This window comes from Amphibacillus marinus (assembly GCF_900110345.1).
Classification (GTDB): Bacteria; Bacillota; Bacilli; order Bacillales; family Amphibacillaceae; genus Amphibacillus_D; species Amphibacillus_D marinus.
Genome location: NZ_FODJ01000002.1, coordinates 179,311 through 196,961, shown reverse-complemented (window position 1 = coordinate 196,961; position 17,651 = coordinate 179,311). Strand labels below are relative to the sequence as shown.

General features: G+C 39.3%; 19 protein-coding genes. 14 read left to right on the top strand and 5 right to left on the bottom strand.

Going from position 1 to position 17,651, the window contains the following annotated elements; translation table 11 throughout:
- From BM000_RS04970 to deoC, 7 genes are all read left to right on the top strand, one after another.
- Positions 1 to 678, top strand: a complete 678-nt coding sequence (locus tag BM000_RS04970) for a GntR family transcriptional regulator (protein ID WP_245751587.1) — start codon at positions 1 to 3, stop codon at positions 676 to 678.
- 270 nt (positions 679 to 948) lie between these two features.
- Positions 949 to 2,253, top strand: coding sequence for a pyrimidine-nucleoside phosphorylase (locus BM000_RS04965; protein ID WP_143063894.1), 1,305 nt, complete (start codon positions 949 to 951; stop codon positions 2,251 to 2,253).
- Between the two features lie 18 nt (positions 2,254 to 2,271).
- A complete protein-coding gene (locus BM000_RS04960; RefSeq protein ID WP_091495443.1) occupies positions 2,272 to 2,439 on the top strand; it encodes a XapX domain-containing protein in 168 nt (55 codons plus the stop codon).
- A 16-nt stretch (positions 2,440 to 2,455) separates the two neighbouring features.
- Complete coding sequence (gene deoB, locus BM000_RS04955; RefSeq protein ID WP_425425161.1) at positions 2,456 to 3,643, top strand: phosphopentomutase; 1,188 nt, start codon at positions 2,456 to 2,458, stop codon at positions 3,641 to 3,643.
- A gap of 12 nt (positions 3,644 to 3,655) precedes the next feature.
- Entirely contained in the window at positions 3,656 to 4,474 is an 819-nt protein-coding gene (locus tag BM000_RS04950; protein WP_091495441.1) for a purine-nucleoside phosphorylase, read from the top strand.
- Between the two features lie 58 nt (positions 4,475 to 4,532).
- On the top strand, positions 4,533 to 4,937 hold the full coding sequence (locus BM000_RS04945; RefSeq protein ID WP_091495439.1) for a cytidine deaminase: 405 nt from the start codon (positions 4,533 to 4,535) through the stop codon (positions 4,935 to 4,937).
- Between the two features lie 21 nt (positions 4,938 to 4,958).
- Positions 4,959 to 5,630: a deoxyribose-phosphate aldolase gene (gene deoC, locus BM000_RS04940; RefSeq protein ID WP_091495437.1), complete on the top strand. Its 672-nt coding sequence runs from the start codon at positions 4,959 to 4,961 to the stop codon at positions 5,628 to 5,630.
- 59 nt (positions 5,631 to 5,689) lie between these two features.
- Here the strand turns inward: deoC and rarD are convergent, their stop codons facing one another.
- Positions 5,690 to 6,604 carry an EamA family transporter RarD gene (gene rarD / locus BM000_RS04935; protein WP_091495435.1) on the bottom strand — a complete coding sequence of 305 codons (915 nt, stop codon included), beginning with the start codon at positions 6,602 to 6,604 and terminating at the stop codon, positions 5,690 to 5,692.
- Between the two features lie 227 nt (positions 6,605 to 6,831).
- On the opposite strand from rarD, the gene BM000_RS04930 reads away from it, so the two are divergent.
- From BM000_RS04930 to BM000_RS04915, 4 genes are all read left to right on the top strand, one after another.
- Entirely contained in the window at positions 6,832 to 7,641 is an 810-nt protein-coding gene (locus BM000_RS04930; RefSeq protein WP_091495433.1) for a YusW family protein, read from the top strand.
- Between the two features lie 97 nt (positions 7,642 to 7,738).
- Positions 7,739 to 8,404, top strand: coding sequence for an endonuclease III domain-containing protein (locus BM000_RS04925; RefSeq protein WP_245751580.1), 666 nt, complete (start codon positions 7,739 to 7,741; stop codon positions 8,402 to 8,404).
- The gene (fosB, locus tag BM000_RS04920) at positions 8,394 to 8,816 is read left to right on the top strand and encodes a metallothiol transferase FosB (protein ID WP_091495429.1); all 423 of its coding nucleotides are present in this window, start codon (positions 8,394 to 8,396) and stop codon (positions 8,814 to 8,816) included. The genes BM000_RS04925 and fosB overlap by 11 nt, the downstream gene beginning before the upstream one ends.
- 76 nt (positions 8,817 to 8,892) lie before the next feature.
- Positions 8,893 to 9,441: a DUF6944 family repetitive protein gene (locus BM000_RS04915; RefSeq protein ID WP_091495427.1), complete on the top strand. Its 549-nt coding sequence runs from the start codon at positions 8,893 to 8,895 to the stop codon at positions 9,439 to 9,441.
- On the opposite strand, the gene BM000_RS04910 is transcribed toward BM000_RS04915, so the two are convergent.
- Both BM000_RS04910 and BM000_RS04905 read right to left on the bottom strand, forming a co-directional pair.
- On the bottom strand, positions 9,411 to 10,211 hold the full coding sequence (locus BM000_RS04910) for an HAD family hydrolase (RefSeq protein WP_177178209.1): 801 nt from the start codon (positions 10,209 to 10,211) through the stop codon (positions 9,411 to 9,413). The genes BM000_RS04915 and BM000_RS04910 overlap by 31 nt on opposite strands.
- 94 nt (positions 10,212 to 10,305) lie before the next feature.
- Positions 10,306 to 11,169: a dihydrodipicolinate synthase family protein gene (locus BM000_RS04905; RefSeq protein WP_091495422.1), complete on the bottom strand. Its 864-nt coding sequence runs from the start codon at positions 11,167 to 11,169 to the stop codon at positions 10,306 to 10,308.
- Between the two features lie 141 nt (positions 11,170 to 11,310).
- On the opposite strand from BM000_RS04905, the gene BM000_RS04900 reads away from it, so the two are divergent.
- From BM000_RS04900 to BM000_RS04890, 3 genes are all read left to right on the top strand, one after another.
- Entirely contained in the window at positions 11,311 to 12,036 is a 726-nt protein-coding gene (locus tag BM000_RS04900) for a DUF2087 domain-containing protein (protein WP_091495421.1), read from the top strand.
- A 351-nt stretch (positions 12,037 to 12,387) separates the two neighbouring features.
- On the top strand, positions 12,388 to 12,708 hold the full coding sequence (locus BM000_RS04895) for an RNHCP domain-containing protein (protein WP_091495418.1): 321 nt from the start codon (positions 12,388 to 12,390) through the stop codon (positions 12,706 to 12,708).
- A gap of 459 nt (positions 12,709 to 13,167) precedes the next feature.
- On the top strand, positions 13,168 to 14,712 hold the full coding sequence (locus tag BM000_RS04890) for a response regulator transcription factor (protein WP_091495415.1): 1,545 nt from the start codon (positions 13,168 to 13,170) through the stop codon (positions 14,710 to 14,712).
- A gap of 81 nt (positions 14,713 to 14,793) precedes the next feature.
- Here the strand turns inward: BM000_RS04890 and BM000_RS04885 are convergent, their stop codons facing one another.
- Positions 14,794 to 16,404 (bottom strand): glycoside hydrolase family 43 protein, encoded by a 1,611-nt coding sequence (locus tag BM000_RS04885; RefSeq protein ID WP_091495412.1) that lies wholly within the window; start codon positions 16,402 to 16,404, stop codon positions 14,794 to 14,796.
- 14 nt (positions 16,405 to 16,418) lie between these two features.
- The gene (locus BM000_RS04880; protein ID WP_091495409.1) at positions 16,419 to 17,546 is read right to left on the bottom strand and encodes a family 8 glycosyl hydrolase; all 1,128 of its coding nucleotides are present in this window, start codon (positions 17,544 to 17,546) and stop codon (positions 16,419 to 16,421) included.
- Positions 17,547 to 17,651: the final 105 nt, after the last annotated feature.

The window sequence follows — 17,651 nt, the reverse complement described above, 5'->3', positions numbered from 1 at the left end:
ATGAAGGAAAAAATCACTTCTGGTGAGCTTGAGCCCGGTCAGCGCCTTCCTTCAGAAATGGATTTTGCTAAGCAACTACGTGTATCAAGAAATACACTCAGAGAGGCTTTAAGAATATTAGAGGAAGAGAACATCATTATTCGTAAACATGGTATTGGGACATTTGTCAACAAGAAGCCAGTCTTTTCTGGAGGTCTTGAAGAACTGTTTAGTATTACGGATATGATTAAGCGCGAAGGAAAAGCCCCGTCTACGAAATGGTTATTCTCAGGCTATGCCGATTCTCATAGTGAGGATCGTACTGAGCTTAATCTTGAGCAAAGTGAGAAGGTTTTTCTTGTTAAGCGTTTGCGACTAGCCGATGGAGCACCATTGGTGTATTGTATTGACAAAATCCCTGCTACCTTATTGACTGAAAATTATCGGTTAAGTAATGAATCCATGCTAGAGGCACTTCAGTCCGATGCGGGTGTAACGATTAGCTACGCGAAAGCAGATATTAAAACGGTTGGCTATCATGAGGATATTTCTAATATACTTGAATGTGAGCCCGATACACCGCTGCTCATTTTGAAGCAGACGCACTATGACCTTAATGATCACCCGGTTTTGTATTCTTTAAATTTCTTTCGATCTGATCAGGTGAGCTTTAATGTTTTTAGAAAGAGGATTTTTTAAAAAGGTTGGTTTACTATGTGAGTATCGATTGACTTGTTGGACGTCTGATCAGTATAATGAATAGAGAATCCCTTTGCATAAGGGATTACTTTCTTAATCAAGTTGTTGGACGTCCTATCTTGGGTAGGATAAGAACGGATAGCTTGCTTATACTAGTTGCAAAAGTATTTAACATAATTTTTATCGCAGATAACTGATTGTAAGCCCCACTGATTAAAGATTCACTTTATAAAACAGTTTGAAATAAAGGTGAAGAGAGGAAGAATATCAATGAGAATGGTTGATTTGATTGCTAAAAAGCGTGATGGTCATGCTTTGTCAAAAGAAGAAATAGAGTTTATGATTAAGGCTTATACCTCTGATGAGATCCCTGATTATCAAATGTCAGCAATGGCGATGGCCCTTTATTTTCAGGATATGACTACAGCAGAGCGGGTCAATTTAACAATGGCGATGGTTGAATCTGGCGATCAGATTGATCTGTCAGATATTGAAGGAATTAAAGTCGATAAGCATAGTACTGGTGGTGTCGGTGATACAACTACACTTATCTTAGCACCACTTGTTGCTGCCCTTGACGTGCCCGTTGCCAAGATGTCTGGTCGTGGACTTGGTCATACGGGAGGAACGATTGATAAGCTTGAATCAATTGAAGGATTTAAAGTCGAGTTAGATAATAAGACTTTCAATCAGCTTGTTAATAAAAATAAGATTGCGGTGATTGGACAAAGTGGGAATTTAACACCAGCTGACAAGAAATTGTACGCTTTAAGAGATGTAACCGCGACTGTTAATTCTGTCCCATTAATTGCAAGTTCAATTATGAGTAAGAAAATTGCTGCCGGCGCAGATGCAATTGTGTTAGATGTGAAAACCGGATCTGGTGCTTTCATGAAGGAGCTTGAGGGTGCAAAGGAACTCGCGAAAGCTATGGTTGCAATTGGTAACGGCGCTGGTAGAGAAACGATAGGCGTTATTTCTGATATGAGTCAACCTTTGGGTTACGCAGTTGGGAATGCTCTAGAAGTGGTCGAAGCAATTGAGACTTTGAACGGTAATGGCCCAGCCGATTTGACTGAACTATGTCTAACACTAGGTAGTCATATGGTTTATTTGGCGAAAAAGGCAAATTCCATTGAAGATGCGCGTGCCAGGCTAGAGGAAGCGATGCGTTCTGGTAAGGCTATTGAGGTGTTTAAAACATTTATCCGTGCCCAGGGTGGGGATGAAACAATTGTCGATCAACCCGAACGTTTACCAAGAGCAGGCTCAATTACTGATGTGCAAGCACCCTGTGCAGGCTATATTGCTGAGATTATCGCTGATGAAATTGGCATTGCTGCAAGTATGCTAGGGGCAGGAAGAATGACGAAGGAATCAGAAATTGATCTTGCGGTTGGCATTATTCTTAAAAAGAAGGTTGGCGATTATGTTGAAGCAGGTGAGCCAATTGCTACGCTTCATAGCAACCAATCAGATGTTGCAGCAGTAACCAGTAAGGTGCTAGCAGCCTATTCCATCACAGATCAAAAGCCAACCGTACCACCATTAATTTATCAGGTTATTACCGAATAAACATTGAGGAGATTTATCATGAAAGAAGTATTTTTAGCATTGATTGCGGGCATAATTGCCGGGATTATATTTAAATTTTTAAAGCTACCATTACCGGCACCACCAGTCTTTTCGGCAGTAGTTGGCGTATTTGGTGTCTACTTTGGTGGTGTAATTGTCGATTATATTAGAACTTTTTTTAGTTAATTAAGGAGGAAGCGTGATGATAAAAGCATTTAAACGTGTTTTTCTAATCGTACTTGATTCTGTCGGTATTGGCGAAGCACCTGACGCCGCTGCATTTAATGATGTTGGCGCTGATACGTTAGGTCATATTGCAGAGCACATGGATGGCCTGAATATGCCAAATATTTCAAAGCTTGGCTTAAGTCATATTAGAGAAATTAAAGGTATTGATAAAGTGGCCAATCCGGTGGCGCACTATACGAAAATGGAAGAGGCGTCAAATGGTAAGGACACCATGACTGGACATTGGGAAATGATGGGTTTGCACATTGATCAGCCCTTTCAAACTTTTCCTAATGGCTTTCCTAATGATTTATTAGATGCACTTAAAAAGGCAACAGGTCGTGGTATAATAGGAAACAAACCAGCATCAGGCACTGAAATTCTGGATGAACTTGGCGAAGCACATATAAAAACGGGTGACTTAATTGTTTACACATCAGCTGATTCCGTGCTTCAAATTGCAGCACACGAAGCTGTTGTACCATTGGATGAGCTTTATCAGATTTGTGAGACAGCCCGTGCAATGACAATGAATGATAAGTACATGATTGGACGTATTATTGCCAGACCATTTGTTGGCAAGCCAGGTGCCTTTGAACGTACATCTAATCGACATGATTATGCTCTTAAGCCGTTTGGACGTACGGTCATGAATGAATTAAAGGACGCAGGTCTTGATGTTGTTGCAATAGGGAAAATTTCTGATATTTATGATGGTGAAGGTGTGACCGAAGCTATTCGCACGACGGATAATGATGATGGCATGGAAAAGTTCACTCAATCCATCGACCAAGATTTCCATGGCTTAAACTTTTTAAATCTGGTTGACTTCGATGCTAAGTATGGACATCGGCGCGATCCACAAGGTTATGGTGAGGCATTAGAGGCGTTTGATCGTTATTTGCCAGAGGTACTAACGAAATTAGCGGAAGACGATTTGCTTATTATTACCGCAGATCATGGCAATGATCCCGTTCATCATGGTACAGATCATACACGCGAATATGTACCGTTATTGGTCCATCATAAGAGGATTGACACCGGAAAAGCCTTGCCAATTCGGAAGTCATTTGCTGATATTGGTGCAACGATAGCGGATAACTTTAATGTGAAACTGCCTGAATATGGTGAGAGTTTCTTAACTGATTTAATCGAGGACTAAGGAGGCACTTTTATGAAGTCAAAAGAGCTACAAGCAGCAACAACGTTTATTGCCGATCAATTAGCACAGCAACCCAAAGTGGGCTTAATCTTAGGGTCAGGCCTTGGGATGTTAGCAGACGAAATTGAAAAGCCAACGAAAATTAAGTATGAAGATATTCCAGGGTTCCCAGTATCAACTGTTGAGGGCCATGCAGGCCAACTTGTATGTGGAGAACTAAAGGGTGTCTATGTTATTGCGATGCAGGGCCGCTTTCATTATTATGAGGGCTATGGATTGGAGACTGTTACCTTCCCTGTTCGGGTTATGAAGGCCTTAGGCATTGAAAAACTAATTGTGACCAACGCAGCTGGTGGCGTTAATCCTAGTTTTGAGCCAGGTAATTTAATGCTAATTACTGATCATATTAATAATGCAGCGCAGAATCCGCTAATTGGACCAAACGATGCTGAACAAGGTGTGCGCTTTCCTGATATGTCAACTGCCTATGACCGTGACCTTCAGAAGCTAGCTAAAGAAGTAGCAAGTGAATTAAAGCTTGATCTTAAGGAAGGGGTTTATGTTTGGAATACAGGTCCATCGTATGAAACGCCTGCAGAAATAAGAATGCTGCAAACAATGGGTGCAGATGCGGTCGGCATGTCAACAGTTCCTGAGGTTGTTGTGGCACGCCATGCTAGTATTGATGTACTAGGAATCTCATGTATTTCGAATATGGCTGCTGGTATTTTAGATCAACCACTTAATCATGAGGAAGTTATTGAAACGACTGAAAAAGTAAGAGAAGCGTTTTTAGATTTTGTTAAAGCTATTCTTGCTCGCTTAGCCTAAATGTGAATATAAGGTTTTAAATAATGATGGGTTTTTCTAATGACGGGAGACGGTTATTATGACAGTAGATCAAATGATTAAAGAAGCAATTGAGGCAAGGAAAAAGGCATATACACCTTATTCAAAGTTTAAAGTCGGTGCAGCACTTCGCACCATAAATGGCCAAGTTTTTCATGGTTGTAATATTGAGAATGCGGCATATTCAATGGCTAACTGTGCTGAGCGAACAGCTCTATTTAGTGCACTTGCTCATGGCGAGAATGTTTTTGATTTATTAGTTGTTGTCGCGGATACTGATCGGCCAGTCTCACCTTGTGGAGCTTGTCGTCAAGTAATTAGTGAGCTATGTGACCCGGAAATGCCAGTTATTTTAACAAATATAGCTGGAGACCGACTTGAAACAACGGTGGCAGAGCTGTTACCAGGTGCTTTTTTGGCAAGTGACTTAAAAGAAGAACGGTAAACGTTAAAGGGAGTAGATAAAATGAGTAAAGCATTGGCTAAATTAATTGATCATACGGCATTAAAAGCTGATACAACTAAAGAACAAATTCTAGAATTATGTACAGAGGCTAAAGCGTATGGCTTCTTCTCAGTTTGTGTTAATCCTACTTGGGTAAAGCTTGCAGCTGAGCAACTAGCTGGTAGTGAGGTTGCAGTCTGTACAGTGATTGGTTTCCCGCTCGGCGCATCGACACCTGAGGTTAAGGCTTTTGAAACGAAAAATGCCATTGCTAACGGCGCAACCGAAGTAGATATGGTCATTAACATTGGTGCACTAAAGGATAAAGACTATCAGTTAGTTGAAGAGGATATCCGCGCAGTAGTAGATGCTGCTAACGAAAAAGCATTAGTAAAGGTCATTATTGAAACGAGCTTATTGACTGACGAAGAGAAAGTTAAAGTTTGTCAACTTGCTGTTTCAGCAGGAACTGATTATGTAAAAACATCAACTGGCTTCTCGACAGGTGGCGCAACGGTAGCAGATATTGCTCTAATGAGACAAACAGTAGGTAGTGATATTGGCGTTAAAGCTTCTGGTGGTGTGCGTGATCAGAACGGTGCTCAGGCCGTAGTAGATGCTGGTGCTACACGCATCGGTGCAAGTGCTGGTATAGCTATCGTAAAAGGCGAAACAACAGACTCTGACTATTAAACAGTTTAACCGAGGCAGGCAGAATCTTATCTGCTTGCCTCGGTTATGATAATGGAAAATTAGTTAACTCTTTTTAATTGTCGTTTTAACTGGCGAATTCTCATGAATCTTGATGCAGTGTAAATGCCAAGCGCTGCCCAGATTGATAAAAAGGCAATAAAGTGTGCGTAAGTAAAGGATTCATTAAACAGGAAGACACCAATGATAAGCATAAGTGTTGGTGCAATATATTGTAGAAAGCCAATTAATGATAACGGAATTCGTTTTGCACCAACGGCAAAGAGTAGTAAAGGGATAGCCGTGACAACACCTGCACACATTAGTAAACCAGCCATTGACAGTGAGCCAGACATGATTTCAAGCGACTCACCTTCGACCCACAGATAAATGAGGGCTGGGGGCAGGACGATCAGCGTTTCTAAAGTTAAGCCACTCATTGTTGAGATAGCAACAGTTTTTTTAACAAGTGCATAGAGCGCAAAGGTTAATGCTAATACTAAAGATACCCATGGAAAGACCCCGTAGTAAAAAGTTAAAAAGACCACTCCAAATCCAGCCAGAAACACAGAGGTTATTTCAACTTTAGTTAATGACTCCTTAAGTACGAAGACACCTAAAAGAATACTAATGAGAGGATTTATATAATAGCCGAGGCTTGCTTGGACCACATAGTTACTGTTAACTGCCCAAATGAAAAGTAACCAGTTACCAGTTATGACTAATGAAGCAAATAATAATGCAGCAGTCTTTTTACCATCACGAAAGATTAGTTGACTTTCTTTAATAAACCCCTTTGCATTTCCAGTTAATACAATTAATAAAATCATAAACACAAATGACCAAACAATTCTATGGCTGAGAATGGCACCAGGTGAGATTGATCCAACAGCCCTCCAAAACAAAGGTAAGAAACCCCAAATTAAATAGGCACTTGCAGCAGCAATACTTCCAATCTTTACTTGATTATCCTCCATAAGGCATCCCACTCTTCTCTATGTAATAAGAAATAGTTTACGCTTATTTTATAACAAAGGCAATAAAAAAAGTTTAATCATATTCTTAACCAGATAATCTAAACAGAGGTAGCAAACAAAGCAGCTATTATGGTAAGATTTATTTTATAAAATAAAGATGTGTTTTTTCGCCTTAAAGTCGGATAATATTTTAATTAGTAGGTTTGTACTTAGAGAGGAAGAAAAGGATGCGGTCAATTATAATAGCCCTAGCTCTAGTTTCTCTTGTTGCTTGCGGTGATCAATCTGAAGAGCCGTTTGACAATGCTGGATTGGGTATAGAAGATCAAGGAGAGCCATCAGAAAATGAGCTGGGTCAGCCTGGAAATACTGATGAGAGCGTAGAAGCAGCTACCGAACCTTTAGCTGTTAATGAACTACGGATCGACGTAATCCAGGATTCCGGTCAAGCATTAGGGGTGGACTATAGCCAGCAGCAGGTAACAATTGAACGTAACGATGATGTGGTTATCACTGGTGAAGCTGCAGCAAGCGAAATTGAGCTGTTTTTGGCACATTTAAATATGTCGTTGCAACATTCAATTAGCAATATTCAATATTATAGTCTCGACTTTCTTGAACTAGATACCAATGAGTTTGAGGGCTTTGAGGCGCAGTTCTTGTTTAGCAATGATGAAACACTAACAGTCGCTCATGTTTTTGCTGAAGAAATAGCTGAGGAATATGCGCCGGTTTTGCAGTTTAACTTAGTAATTGAATTTGAGGATAGTGATAGGTTAGATTATCAGTTTGATCGGACTGCTGACCAAGCTTATGTCCTTCAGCGTGATGGTAGTGAACGCACAGGTGATCAGGCACTAGCAGCCGTAGATGTTTTGCTAAACCGAGTTCCTATTACTTCGGATCGTTCTATTATAGAGATAAAAAGAGATTTATTTGAGGTTATGGATGTCAACATTGAGGAAATTAATAGTTATGAACTTGAAATTGCATATGAAACAGGTCAGCAGTTAACCATTCAACAGCAGTTAAGATAAGATAAGCTCTTCTTGTGCAACAAAGCATAGGAAGAGCTTATATTCCTTTATGCGTTCGAAGTATTTAAATTTCCCCTTGTTAGTAAGAGGTGCTATCTTGAGTGTAACTTATTTAGATATATTCACTAAATTGCATAATTATTATGGTGACCAAGAGTGGTGGCCCGCTGAGACAACGCTAGAAATGATGGTCGGGGCTATTCTTGTACAAAATACAGCCTGGACAAATGTTGAAAAGGCGCTTAAGTTGTTAATGCCTTATCTAGATGCAGCCCTATTGCGAAACATGCCGACTGAACAATTAGAACAATTAATTCGTCCAAGTGGTTTTTTTCGGCTTAAAACGAAGCGATTGCAAGCCTTTCTAGAATGGTATTTCACGTATAACTTTGATCACAAGCAGTTAAATCAGCACGGTACAGCTACACTAAGGGAAGAGCTATTGACAATTTACGGTATTGGACCTGAAACAGCAGATTCAATTCTATTGTATGCATGTAACAGACCGGTTTTTGTTGTTGATGCCTACTTACGCCGACTAATGACACGGATCGGCTTCGATTTGCCTAGTTCTTATGAGGCAATACGACAACAATTTGAACAAGTGTTACCGCTAGATGTGCAACTATTTAATGAATTTCATGCCCTTATTGTAACGCACGCTAAGACTCATTGTAAGAAGAAGCCGATTTGTGAGGGCTGTCCACTAGTAGATAGTTGCCAACGACGATTTATTAAGGAGAATAATCATTATGAAGATTGATGGGCTTAACCATTTGTTATTTTCAGTCGCTAATCTAGACCGATCAATTCAGTTTTATCAGGATGTATTTGCTGCTAAGCTTTTAGTAAAGGGGCGGACTACAGCCTACTTTGATTTAGCAGGCTTATGGCTTGCTTTAAACGAAGAGACAGATATCCCACGGGGTGAAATTAACCAATCATATACACATATTGCCTTTACAATAAAGCATGAAGAATATGAGCATGCTTTAGCCCAACTTACTAGCTTAAAGGTAAATATTTTACCAGGTAGACAACGCGATGAACGGGACCAGCAATCCATTTATTTTACAGATCCAGATGGTCACAAATTTGAGTTCCATACCGGGACCTTGGCTGATCGATTAGCGTATTATAAGGAAACAAAAAAACATATGATTTTCCCAAAATAATTAAGCCAATTTACGCCATTCCTACAAGCACAATTCTATCTGAGTAAATAAGATAATGGATAGGAAGGTGATCAGTATGGCCGAAACAGACGAAAAAGAGCTTAACCAACTTGGTGCACTCATAATAGCATTCGGAACAACGATAAGTTCTGCTGCAGAGACGATAAACCTAGCAGAGGATCAGTTTGATAATGACTTATTATCAATAATTGGCGACGGTTTTCAAGCCTTTGGTGCTTTTTTATTAGGCGTTACTACTTTTCCTGATTGGCTAAGCTTTTTTGGAAATTGGGCCGATGGTATTGGTGCGGCAACTGCTGCTGTTGGTGTCGCACTTAACCGCTATGATGTAATTGAAGATGAGGAAGGAACAAGGCTAATTATTTTAGGGGACAGCTTACAAACAATTGGGGCAGGTATGGCTACATTGTCTAATTATGAATTGGAGGCATATGATTTTATGGTTGGTAATGCCGCCCAATCTTTCGGCGCTGGGTTGAAGGCTGTTGGTGCAGTAGTGGTAGAATCAGACAGCTTGCAGGTCGGGCAGTTCATTGTCACAGCAGGAACTATTATTCAAGCGCTAGGTGCCAATTATGTTGCTGGGTTAGAACTTCGTGAATAGCAAAGCATCTGCTCAATGACAACCGCAACACCATCTTGGTCGTTTGTACTTGTTTGGTGCCGAGCAATTTGTTTTAGTGCAGATACGGCATTGCCCATCGCTACTGGAAAGCCACATTTCTTAAATAGACCAAAGTCATTATAATCATCGCCAAAGCAAGCTACCTCTGAGAAAGTTAGTTTTAATTTTTCTAGTAGATAAGCGGTAGCATGTTCTTTAGCTACTTCTTTTGCCATAATCTGAACTAAACGATTATTGTCTGTTATCAAGATATTTAGTTCATCTTGATAATGATTGAGAAGTGGCGCATTTAAAGGAAAATCAGTTAATAAGATTTTGGTTGCTTGTAGTTGAATTAACTGTGCAAATGGTAAGGGGATTGGATCATGATTAACATGCATAAATGCACGATAATTTAATGGTTTTAGACTATACCACTTGTCCATGACTTCAATGCTAAGGTTAGCATCCTCTTCATGGCATTTACGAATAATTTCTTTAGATAGTCTGTGTGGAATAGCATAGTGCTTTTCTATATTGGTAACTGGACAGGAAAAATAAGCACCATTATAATAGACCATTGTCCCCAATTGGGCTAGTTCAATATTAGCAAAGCTGGTCACACGAGGTGGACGAGCCGTGGCAAAAATTAATTTAATACCATTATCCCGTGCTGCTATTAAGGCGGTAATCGTTCGCTTTGACAGCTGTTTGTTTGAGTTAAGTAAGGTCCCGTCAAGGTCGAATACCATTGCTTTTGCATGAAACATAAACATCATCCTCCGTTCTTAAATATCCAAATTATAACTTATTAACTATATTTGTACTTGATTCTACGGAACTAGTAAAAAAACCGAGCCGTCTTCAATTAATATTGTCATAAGTAGTCTCCTTTAAATCAAGGTTATCCTGACCAAGTGGGCGACGGCAAATGCCGATATTAAAGCCAGCTTGATTTAGTTGTTGCTTAATATATGGCAATGCAGATCCTGTAAGTGTTTCGTTAATAAGTTCTAGCACCTCATTGTGCTCCTGCATCGTTATCGGCTTGTTATTTAATAAACTGAAAAACCAAGCTCCAATTGCTAAAGGCTTAAGATTACCAGTGATAGATGACAAACGGTTAAACCCCAGTTGTACCTTCTCTGCTAGATCCAGTTCACCACCAGCATAAAAGGAAAATGATTCGCTCAGCTCGCTTTTTAATAACGGGACGCGATACATATCACCAGCTTCTTTTAATCCGACTATTAGTCCCTCTTGACTTAGTTCTATTAGGCTCTCTGTCGTTAAGTTAAATCCTGTTCGTCTCGGATTATTATATAGAATGGTAGGTTTCTGACAATGCTGTACAATATCTCGAGCGTATTGTATGGCTTCATTTTGTGTTGGTACAAGGTATGGTGGGAATCCAACAAGAATACCTGCGATCTTAACTTGCTTGATAGCTGTGGCTAGTTGAGTTGCCTCCGTTTGTCTAATAGCAGAGACACCAAAGATGATCTCCATGTTCTCAAGCAATGCCTTTTCTAAGGAGAGAGTTTCAAGTAAAGCAAGTTTCTCCTCAATATTCATGCTGTGTTGCTCACCGGTTGTTCCACAGACTAAAACGGATGCTACCCCTTGATTATAAAGGGATTTTATGTAAGCGATAGTTGCTTTAGTATTCAATGATTCGTCTGAATAAAATGCAGTTGGAATTGCAATATGATACGGGGCAGTTAACATCGTCCACACTCCTTTTTAATTAGTATAGCGGTTTTAGCTCCTAACGTATATAAATGATTGGTTGGCTTCTCCCCTTGCTCTGAAAATATCTTTGTGTTAATATTAAATAAACTTTAATTAGAAAGGTTTGTTTATTTATAGATGAAAAACGAATTTGATTATAAAACAATTGATTATCGAAATGGTTTTTACAAAGAAGATAACACCTATTATTGCATATATTGTGATCAGGTAAACAAGGAAGGACAGATATATCAGATCGATGATGCTTTTTTTACCGCAGAACGAGCAATTCAAATTCATGTTCAGCAGGATCACCAATCTGCTTTAACCCAGTTACTTACTCTTGATAAACGACAGACGGGTTTATCCGATCATCAGACACAGTTATTGACCCTGTTTTCTCAAGGGATGTCAGATAAGGACATTGCTAAACGGCTTGATCTATCGGTGTCGACGATACGGAATCATCGCTTTAAGTTTCGCGAGAAGGAGCGGCAAGCAAATATTTTTTTAGCAATAATGGATTTAGTGGATACATCTGATGAATTTGTACCGATACACAAGGGGGCGACAATGGTGGATGATCGTTATGCAATAACAGAAGCAGAGCGTGAGAAGGTGATTAGCTCCTACTTTGACGAGCAAGGGCGAGTAAATCAGTTTCCAAGTAAGGAAAAAAGAAAGCTTATTATTTTACAGGAAGTCATTAAAAAGTTTGATCGAACGGTGAATTATCATGAGCGAGAGGTTAATGAGCTGTTAAAAACAATTTTTTTCGATTATGTTACAGTTAGACGCTATTTAATAGAGTATGGGTTTATGAATCGAAGCAAAGATGGGCAAAGCTATTGGGTACATGTGTAAATGCGTTAACTGCTTAAATAATGAATGGTAAGGGAGTGATCTTATTTTTAAATTGAGCACCATTTATCTCCTTTAGGGGACGATTGCCAATGCTAGTGATAACTTTATACACCTACTAGTGGAAGATGGGGAAGCCTGTCTTACAGTGGCCAGTACAATGTTAAAGCTGGTCGTGGTTCGGATTTTAGGATGCAACAAGTCTAAATGAAGCTGGAACTAGAAGTAATCGCTAAAAAGCCAATAGCGGTGAATGGAGTCACTATAACGTTAAAGCCTAGAACGACAAATGAGCTCGGAAAGCGAAACGGAACCCTTCTCCCAAGAGAGAAATAATTCTTGGAGGGAAGATAAATGGGAAGAAAAGAAGAAAATACAGCATTTACTTGTTTGAATTGTGGCTTAATTGTTACCCCAGTTACAAATGGGGGCTATCGTAATCATTGTCCGCACTGCTTTTATTCAAAGCATGTCGACATTAAACTAGGCGACCGATTAAATACGTGCAACGGTTTAATGAAACCAATTGATTGGCGGTATTCAAGTAAAAAAGGCTATCAGGTTGTGCACCAATGTACAGTGTGTCGGCTAGTCAAATGCAACAAGTTAGCAGCTAATACTGAGCAAGAGGACCAATTAATGGCCTTAATGCATCAACTAAATAGTAACAGCTAAGAGACTTTAAAATTGTTATATAGAAACGTGTTCCTTATTATTTATAAACTTAGTGGCTAAGCAAATAATAGCTGGTATTGAGAAGAATATGACTTACCTAGACGTTAAGATGATTGTTTAAGCCAATTATCTTAACGTCTTTTTTAGTCAGCTATGCATATAAATGTAACTCTGAACGGAACGTTTTTATAATGAAAATATTCAAGTGGACATGGAAGCGGCTAATGATGTTAACGGACCTGCTTAAAATTTTAGGAGATGGTGTGGCTGTACATAGCAATAATAATTTTTTATTACCTTATCCCTAATTAAAATTAACTTAAGCTCCTTGACGTTGCCTTTGTTTAGTGATTAAATTAAGTGTGTAACGATATAATAGAGGTGGGAATACGAATTATCTGTTGTATACCTAATTATAATGCGCTTTATTGTTAGCGCTTACAATCGAGGAGGGGTGAAATGGATAAAATTGTTATTATTGACGATGAACAGTTTGTTAGAAAAGGCATTATCGCTTTAGTCGATTGGGATAAAATTAATTATCAGGTTGTTGGTGAAGCGAGCAATGGAGAAGATGCATTGGACCTTATTCTACAAAAGGAACCAGATGTCGTTCTAACAGATATTAGAATGCCCGTTTACGATGGATTAAAATTAATCCAATATGTAAAGGAAAGCGTACAAAAAGTCCCTAAATTTATTATTTTGAGTGGCTATAACGATTTTAAATATGCCCAACGTGCAGTAAGATTAGGTGTAAATGATTTTATTTTGAAGCCAGTTGATCGAGAGGAATTGGAACAGACATTGCTAAAGTTGTCGCCGTTAATTGAGCAAGAGCGTGTTGATGAGCAAGCAAATCGGCGCTATATAAATTTGGAGCTTTTTCAACGAATTATTGCTGAAAGAGAGCAACCATCAGTAGATGAGTTAGCTAGGTTAATTACCCAGTCTAATCAGTTAGTCTGTTACGTCATTATTGATATTCGTGATTTTGTCATAACTGAACCATTTGATAAGCAGATTAATAAAGCACTCGCTACTTTTAGCGGTGATCCCAACATTTTTGTCCATGCTTTCGAGCGAGAGGGATTTGGCCTTATTCTGCAGCAACAACATTTTTCACAACATTTAAATGAGCTAAGTTGGTTTCTCCTAAGAATGAAAAACTATATTGAACAAGAAATTGGCAAGAACGTGTTTGTCTTTGCCGGAGAAGTAGGGCGTGGTTTAAATGGAATTAGAGACTCTTATCGTACAGCTTTAGTTGCGAGTAAACGCAGATATAGCCAGTTGGATGACACGCCATTAATGTTTAATAATCATTTGGCAAGTTGTGAGCAAGAACAGAAACAACTTGACCCAACACTCATGCAAGCACTACTAGAAAAGATAGAAGAGAATGAACCGGAAGCGATTATTGCAATTATTGACCAATGGGTATACGAAATTCAAGAACTAGGCGCCCCAATTGATGCAATTAAATTGTCTGTTTTTCAGCTTGAACGGGAGCTAAAGACAACTATGCAACGCGTTTCAGAACAAGGTGATTCACTGGAGATAATTGGTTCAATTATCGAGGCATTTAATGAGAAAAAAACATTAAAAGCTTTTAAAGAGAATCTAACAGCCTATGCACTTGAAGCTGGCAAAGTGTTGTGTCGGTTAAATAAAGAAAAATATAATGGGGAAATCTACAAGGTAAAACGCTATATTAATAATTATTACCATGAGAATCTAACATTAAAGAAAATGGCTAATCGCTTCTTTATGAATCCTGTTTATTTGGGACAATTGTTTAAAAAAACGTATGGTGTTTATTTTAAAGATTATTTGTTGCAGGTTAGAATTGAAAAGGCAAAGCAGATCTTGCGGCAAACGGATATGAGGATCTATCAAGTAGCAGAAGCGGTTGGTTTTGGTAGTCCGGATTATTTTGTTACGCAATTTGAAAAGATAGAGGGCAGTACGCCTTCTAAATATCGTCAAGGCATTATTAACTAATGATAAAGCCTGAGCTTGTGTCACTGCTGACGTGAGCTCAGGCATTTTTGTGTAAGCTATTATTAATCTGTTCTAAATCATTCAGTTTTGACTTGGTGAATAGCTAAAGTATTCAAAGTCAGCATGCAGCTGTTCACCGGATGTATCTTGAACGGTCATTCCGACAAAAGCACCAGTGAAGAAACCACCACCTTGAATGTAATCATCAGACAACTTGTATGATTTAAATACAGGACCAATATTAGTCCAAGCTGTACCATCTAAACTAAAGGCATAATAGTAATCATTATTGTTGACGATCACTCGTAAATATACGGCTGTTTGCTGAGCGGATAAAGTAATCTCTGCTCCTTTTAGTGGCTGAGAAAATACCGTATTGTCGCTAACCATAATATCTAAAATACGACCCTTTTCTTCGTTGTGAGTAATATTTAAATAACTCCAATTCTCAGTATTGTAATAATTAACTAAACCAGCAGACTGCTGAAAGGTAGTTGGCTCAAACTCAATTTTTGTTTCAGCAATAAAGCGGAAATGTTGCCAACGACGTGCAACAAGAGCTTGAGTAAATAATGACGTTAGCGATTCTCGTCCTGAAATACGTAAATAACCAGGTCGAGCTTTTAGTGAAACAACCTGTTCACTAAGAGGGACGCGTAATGTTTGAAAGTCCAATGGCAATGACTCACGATTAAAATCTATCTTGGTTGGCTCTGGAGTGAAGGAATGTTCTTTAATTTCAGGCCCCTCAATTTCATCTTGAGGGTAATTCCCCCCGATAATATAAGGCCAGTCATCTTTCCAATCTAAGCGTTGAATCGCTGTTTCACGGCCTAATGGGCAATAACCACGTGGATCAAGCAGTGGATCAGCTGTTTTCGGTAGTACACGTCCAGTTAAATGAACAAAAAACCATTCGTTGGTATGCGTCTGAAGTATGGCTCCGTGCCCTGCTTTCTGTAACGTAATTCTTGGGTGAGCCCAAGATGAAATTAAGGGATTATTAGGATGGAGCTCATAAGGACCTTCAATTTTTTTTGAACGTGCTAATGTTGATTGATGGTCAAATTTAGTTCCGCCTTCAGCGGTTAGTAAGTAGTAATAACCATTGATATAATACAAGTGAGGTGCTTCTGTTAATTTAGCATCAGTCCCTTTAAAAATGATCTCCTTGTTACCGACAAGTTTTTGTTGCTCATGATCATATTGCTGGAGAACAATGCCATAAAAATTGTGGTGGTCCTGACGATGGTCCCAGACCATGTTAACAAAATACTTCTTACCGTCATTAGGGTTGTGAAATAGTGATGGATCAAAGCCAGAGCTGTTCATGTAAATAGGTTCTGACCACTCACCATCGATGGTTGTACAGGTCGTCAAATAATTGTGCGAATCCTTCCAACGTCCATCAGTAACTTTAATATCGGAGTAAATGAGCCAAAACTGACCGTCATGATAGGATAACTGTGGTGCCCAAACACCTCCTGAATTAGGATTTCCTTTCATATCCAATTGGGAAACGCGATTTAGTGGGCGAGCAACTAGCCGCCAATTCTTCAAGTCCTTAGAATGATGAATACTTACGCCAGGAAACCATTCAAAAGTTGATGTCGCAATATAGTAGTCCTCACCAGCCCGACATATACTTGGATCTGGATTAAAACCTGATAAGATTGGATTTGTTATTTTCATTTGTTAATCCTCCATTATTTCCATATTTTAAATTGGCCCGCTAACGCAAGTAAGCTAAAAAAGTATAAACAATTGTCATAATAACGTCGTTTGCCAGTGCGTAAGGGTGTTTGCCAGAACTGTAAAATGTACTGCTTACTTAACTCGCCTTCGGTAGCTAAGGAAGCCATTGCTAAGCTCGCCAGTAAACCAATTGGGTGCAATGCTTGCTCATTGAAGGGTGTGCCGTTAATGTTGTATCGTCGATAATCATGTATCGGTATCTTCTTAAAGAAATGCTGAAGTTTTTGATTAATCTCTATTGGTGTCTGGTTGCTGCCAAACCATTGGTAGTCTAAACCAATATTACAAGCTACGCGATAGGAATCACTAAAGAAATGACCAAAGCCGCGAATATGATTAGGTTCGCCATTGTAAAAAGCGTATTCAGGCGATAAGCCTGTCTTCGGATCAGCCGCAAGTCTAAGGTAATCTCTGCTAGCAACGGTCGCTTTTTGCCAAAATTCTCGATCTTTCACGTCAGCCCACTCACTAAATAACTGATAGAAATGGGGCAGGTGATAGGATGGATCCGAAAAATCAACCTCAGGGACAAATTTGATTAAATAATTGTCACGATTCCACATCGAATGCCCATTATCATGCTCGCCATTGTGGATGCATCGGCTTAGTAATTCAGTTGCTTGCTCAGAATAATTAAAAGGATCAGCGTGATCACCCCAGCGATTTGCAGCGAAATAAAGGGCAAGTGCGAAATATTCTTCCCCATCAGGCGCTGGTCCGTGCGCATTTTTAACACCATCTAATTGACAAGACCAAGCGAAATAACCTTGATGTAGACCAGAATCCATATACATATAAGTCTTCGTCCACTTCCAAATACGGTCAAAAATGTCCTGACGATCCATCTGCACTGCCATCATCATCCCATAGGATTGCCCTTCTGTTCGAACATCATGGTTACCGGTATCAACTAAGTAGCCCATATCTTCGTCCGCCTCAAAGTAAATTTGTGATTCTGGATAATGATCGGTGAACAGCTTTTCCCAGGTCAGCTTTACTTTTGCTTCAACAGCGCTTGGCTCAATACCATGTTTAGTAAAAAAATTCTGGTAGGAGTCGGTATAATAAGCACCCTTCATGGCAACATGCCACCTCCATCTATACAATTATTATTAAGGTCATAGTAGCTGTTTGCTTCATATTAAGTAGACGATAGTTGTTATCCAATGTCAGTCTTTAGGAGC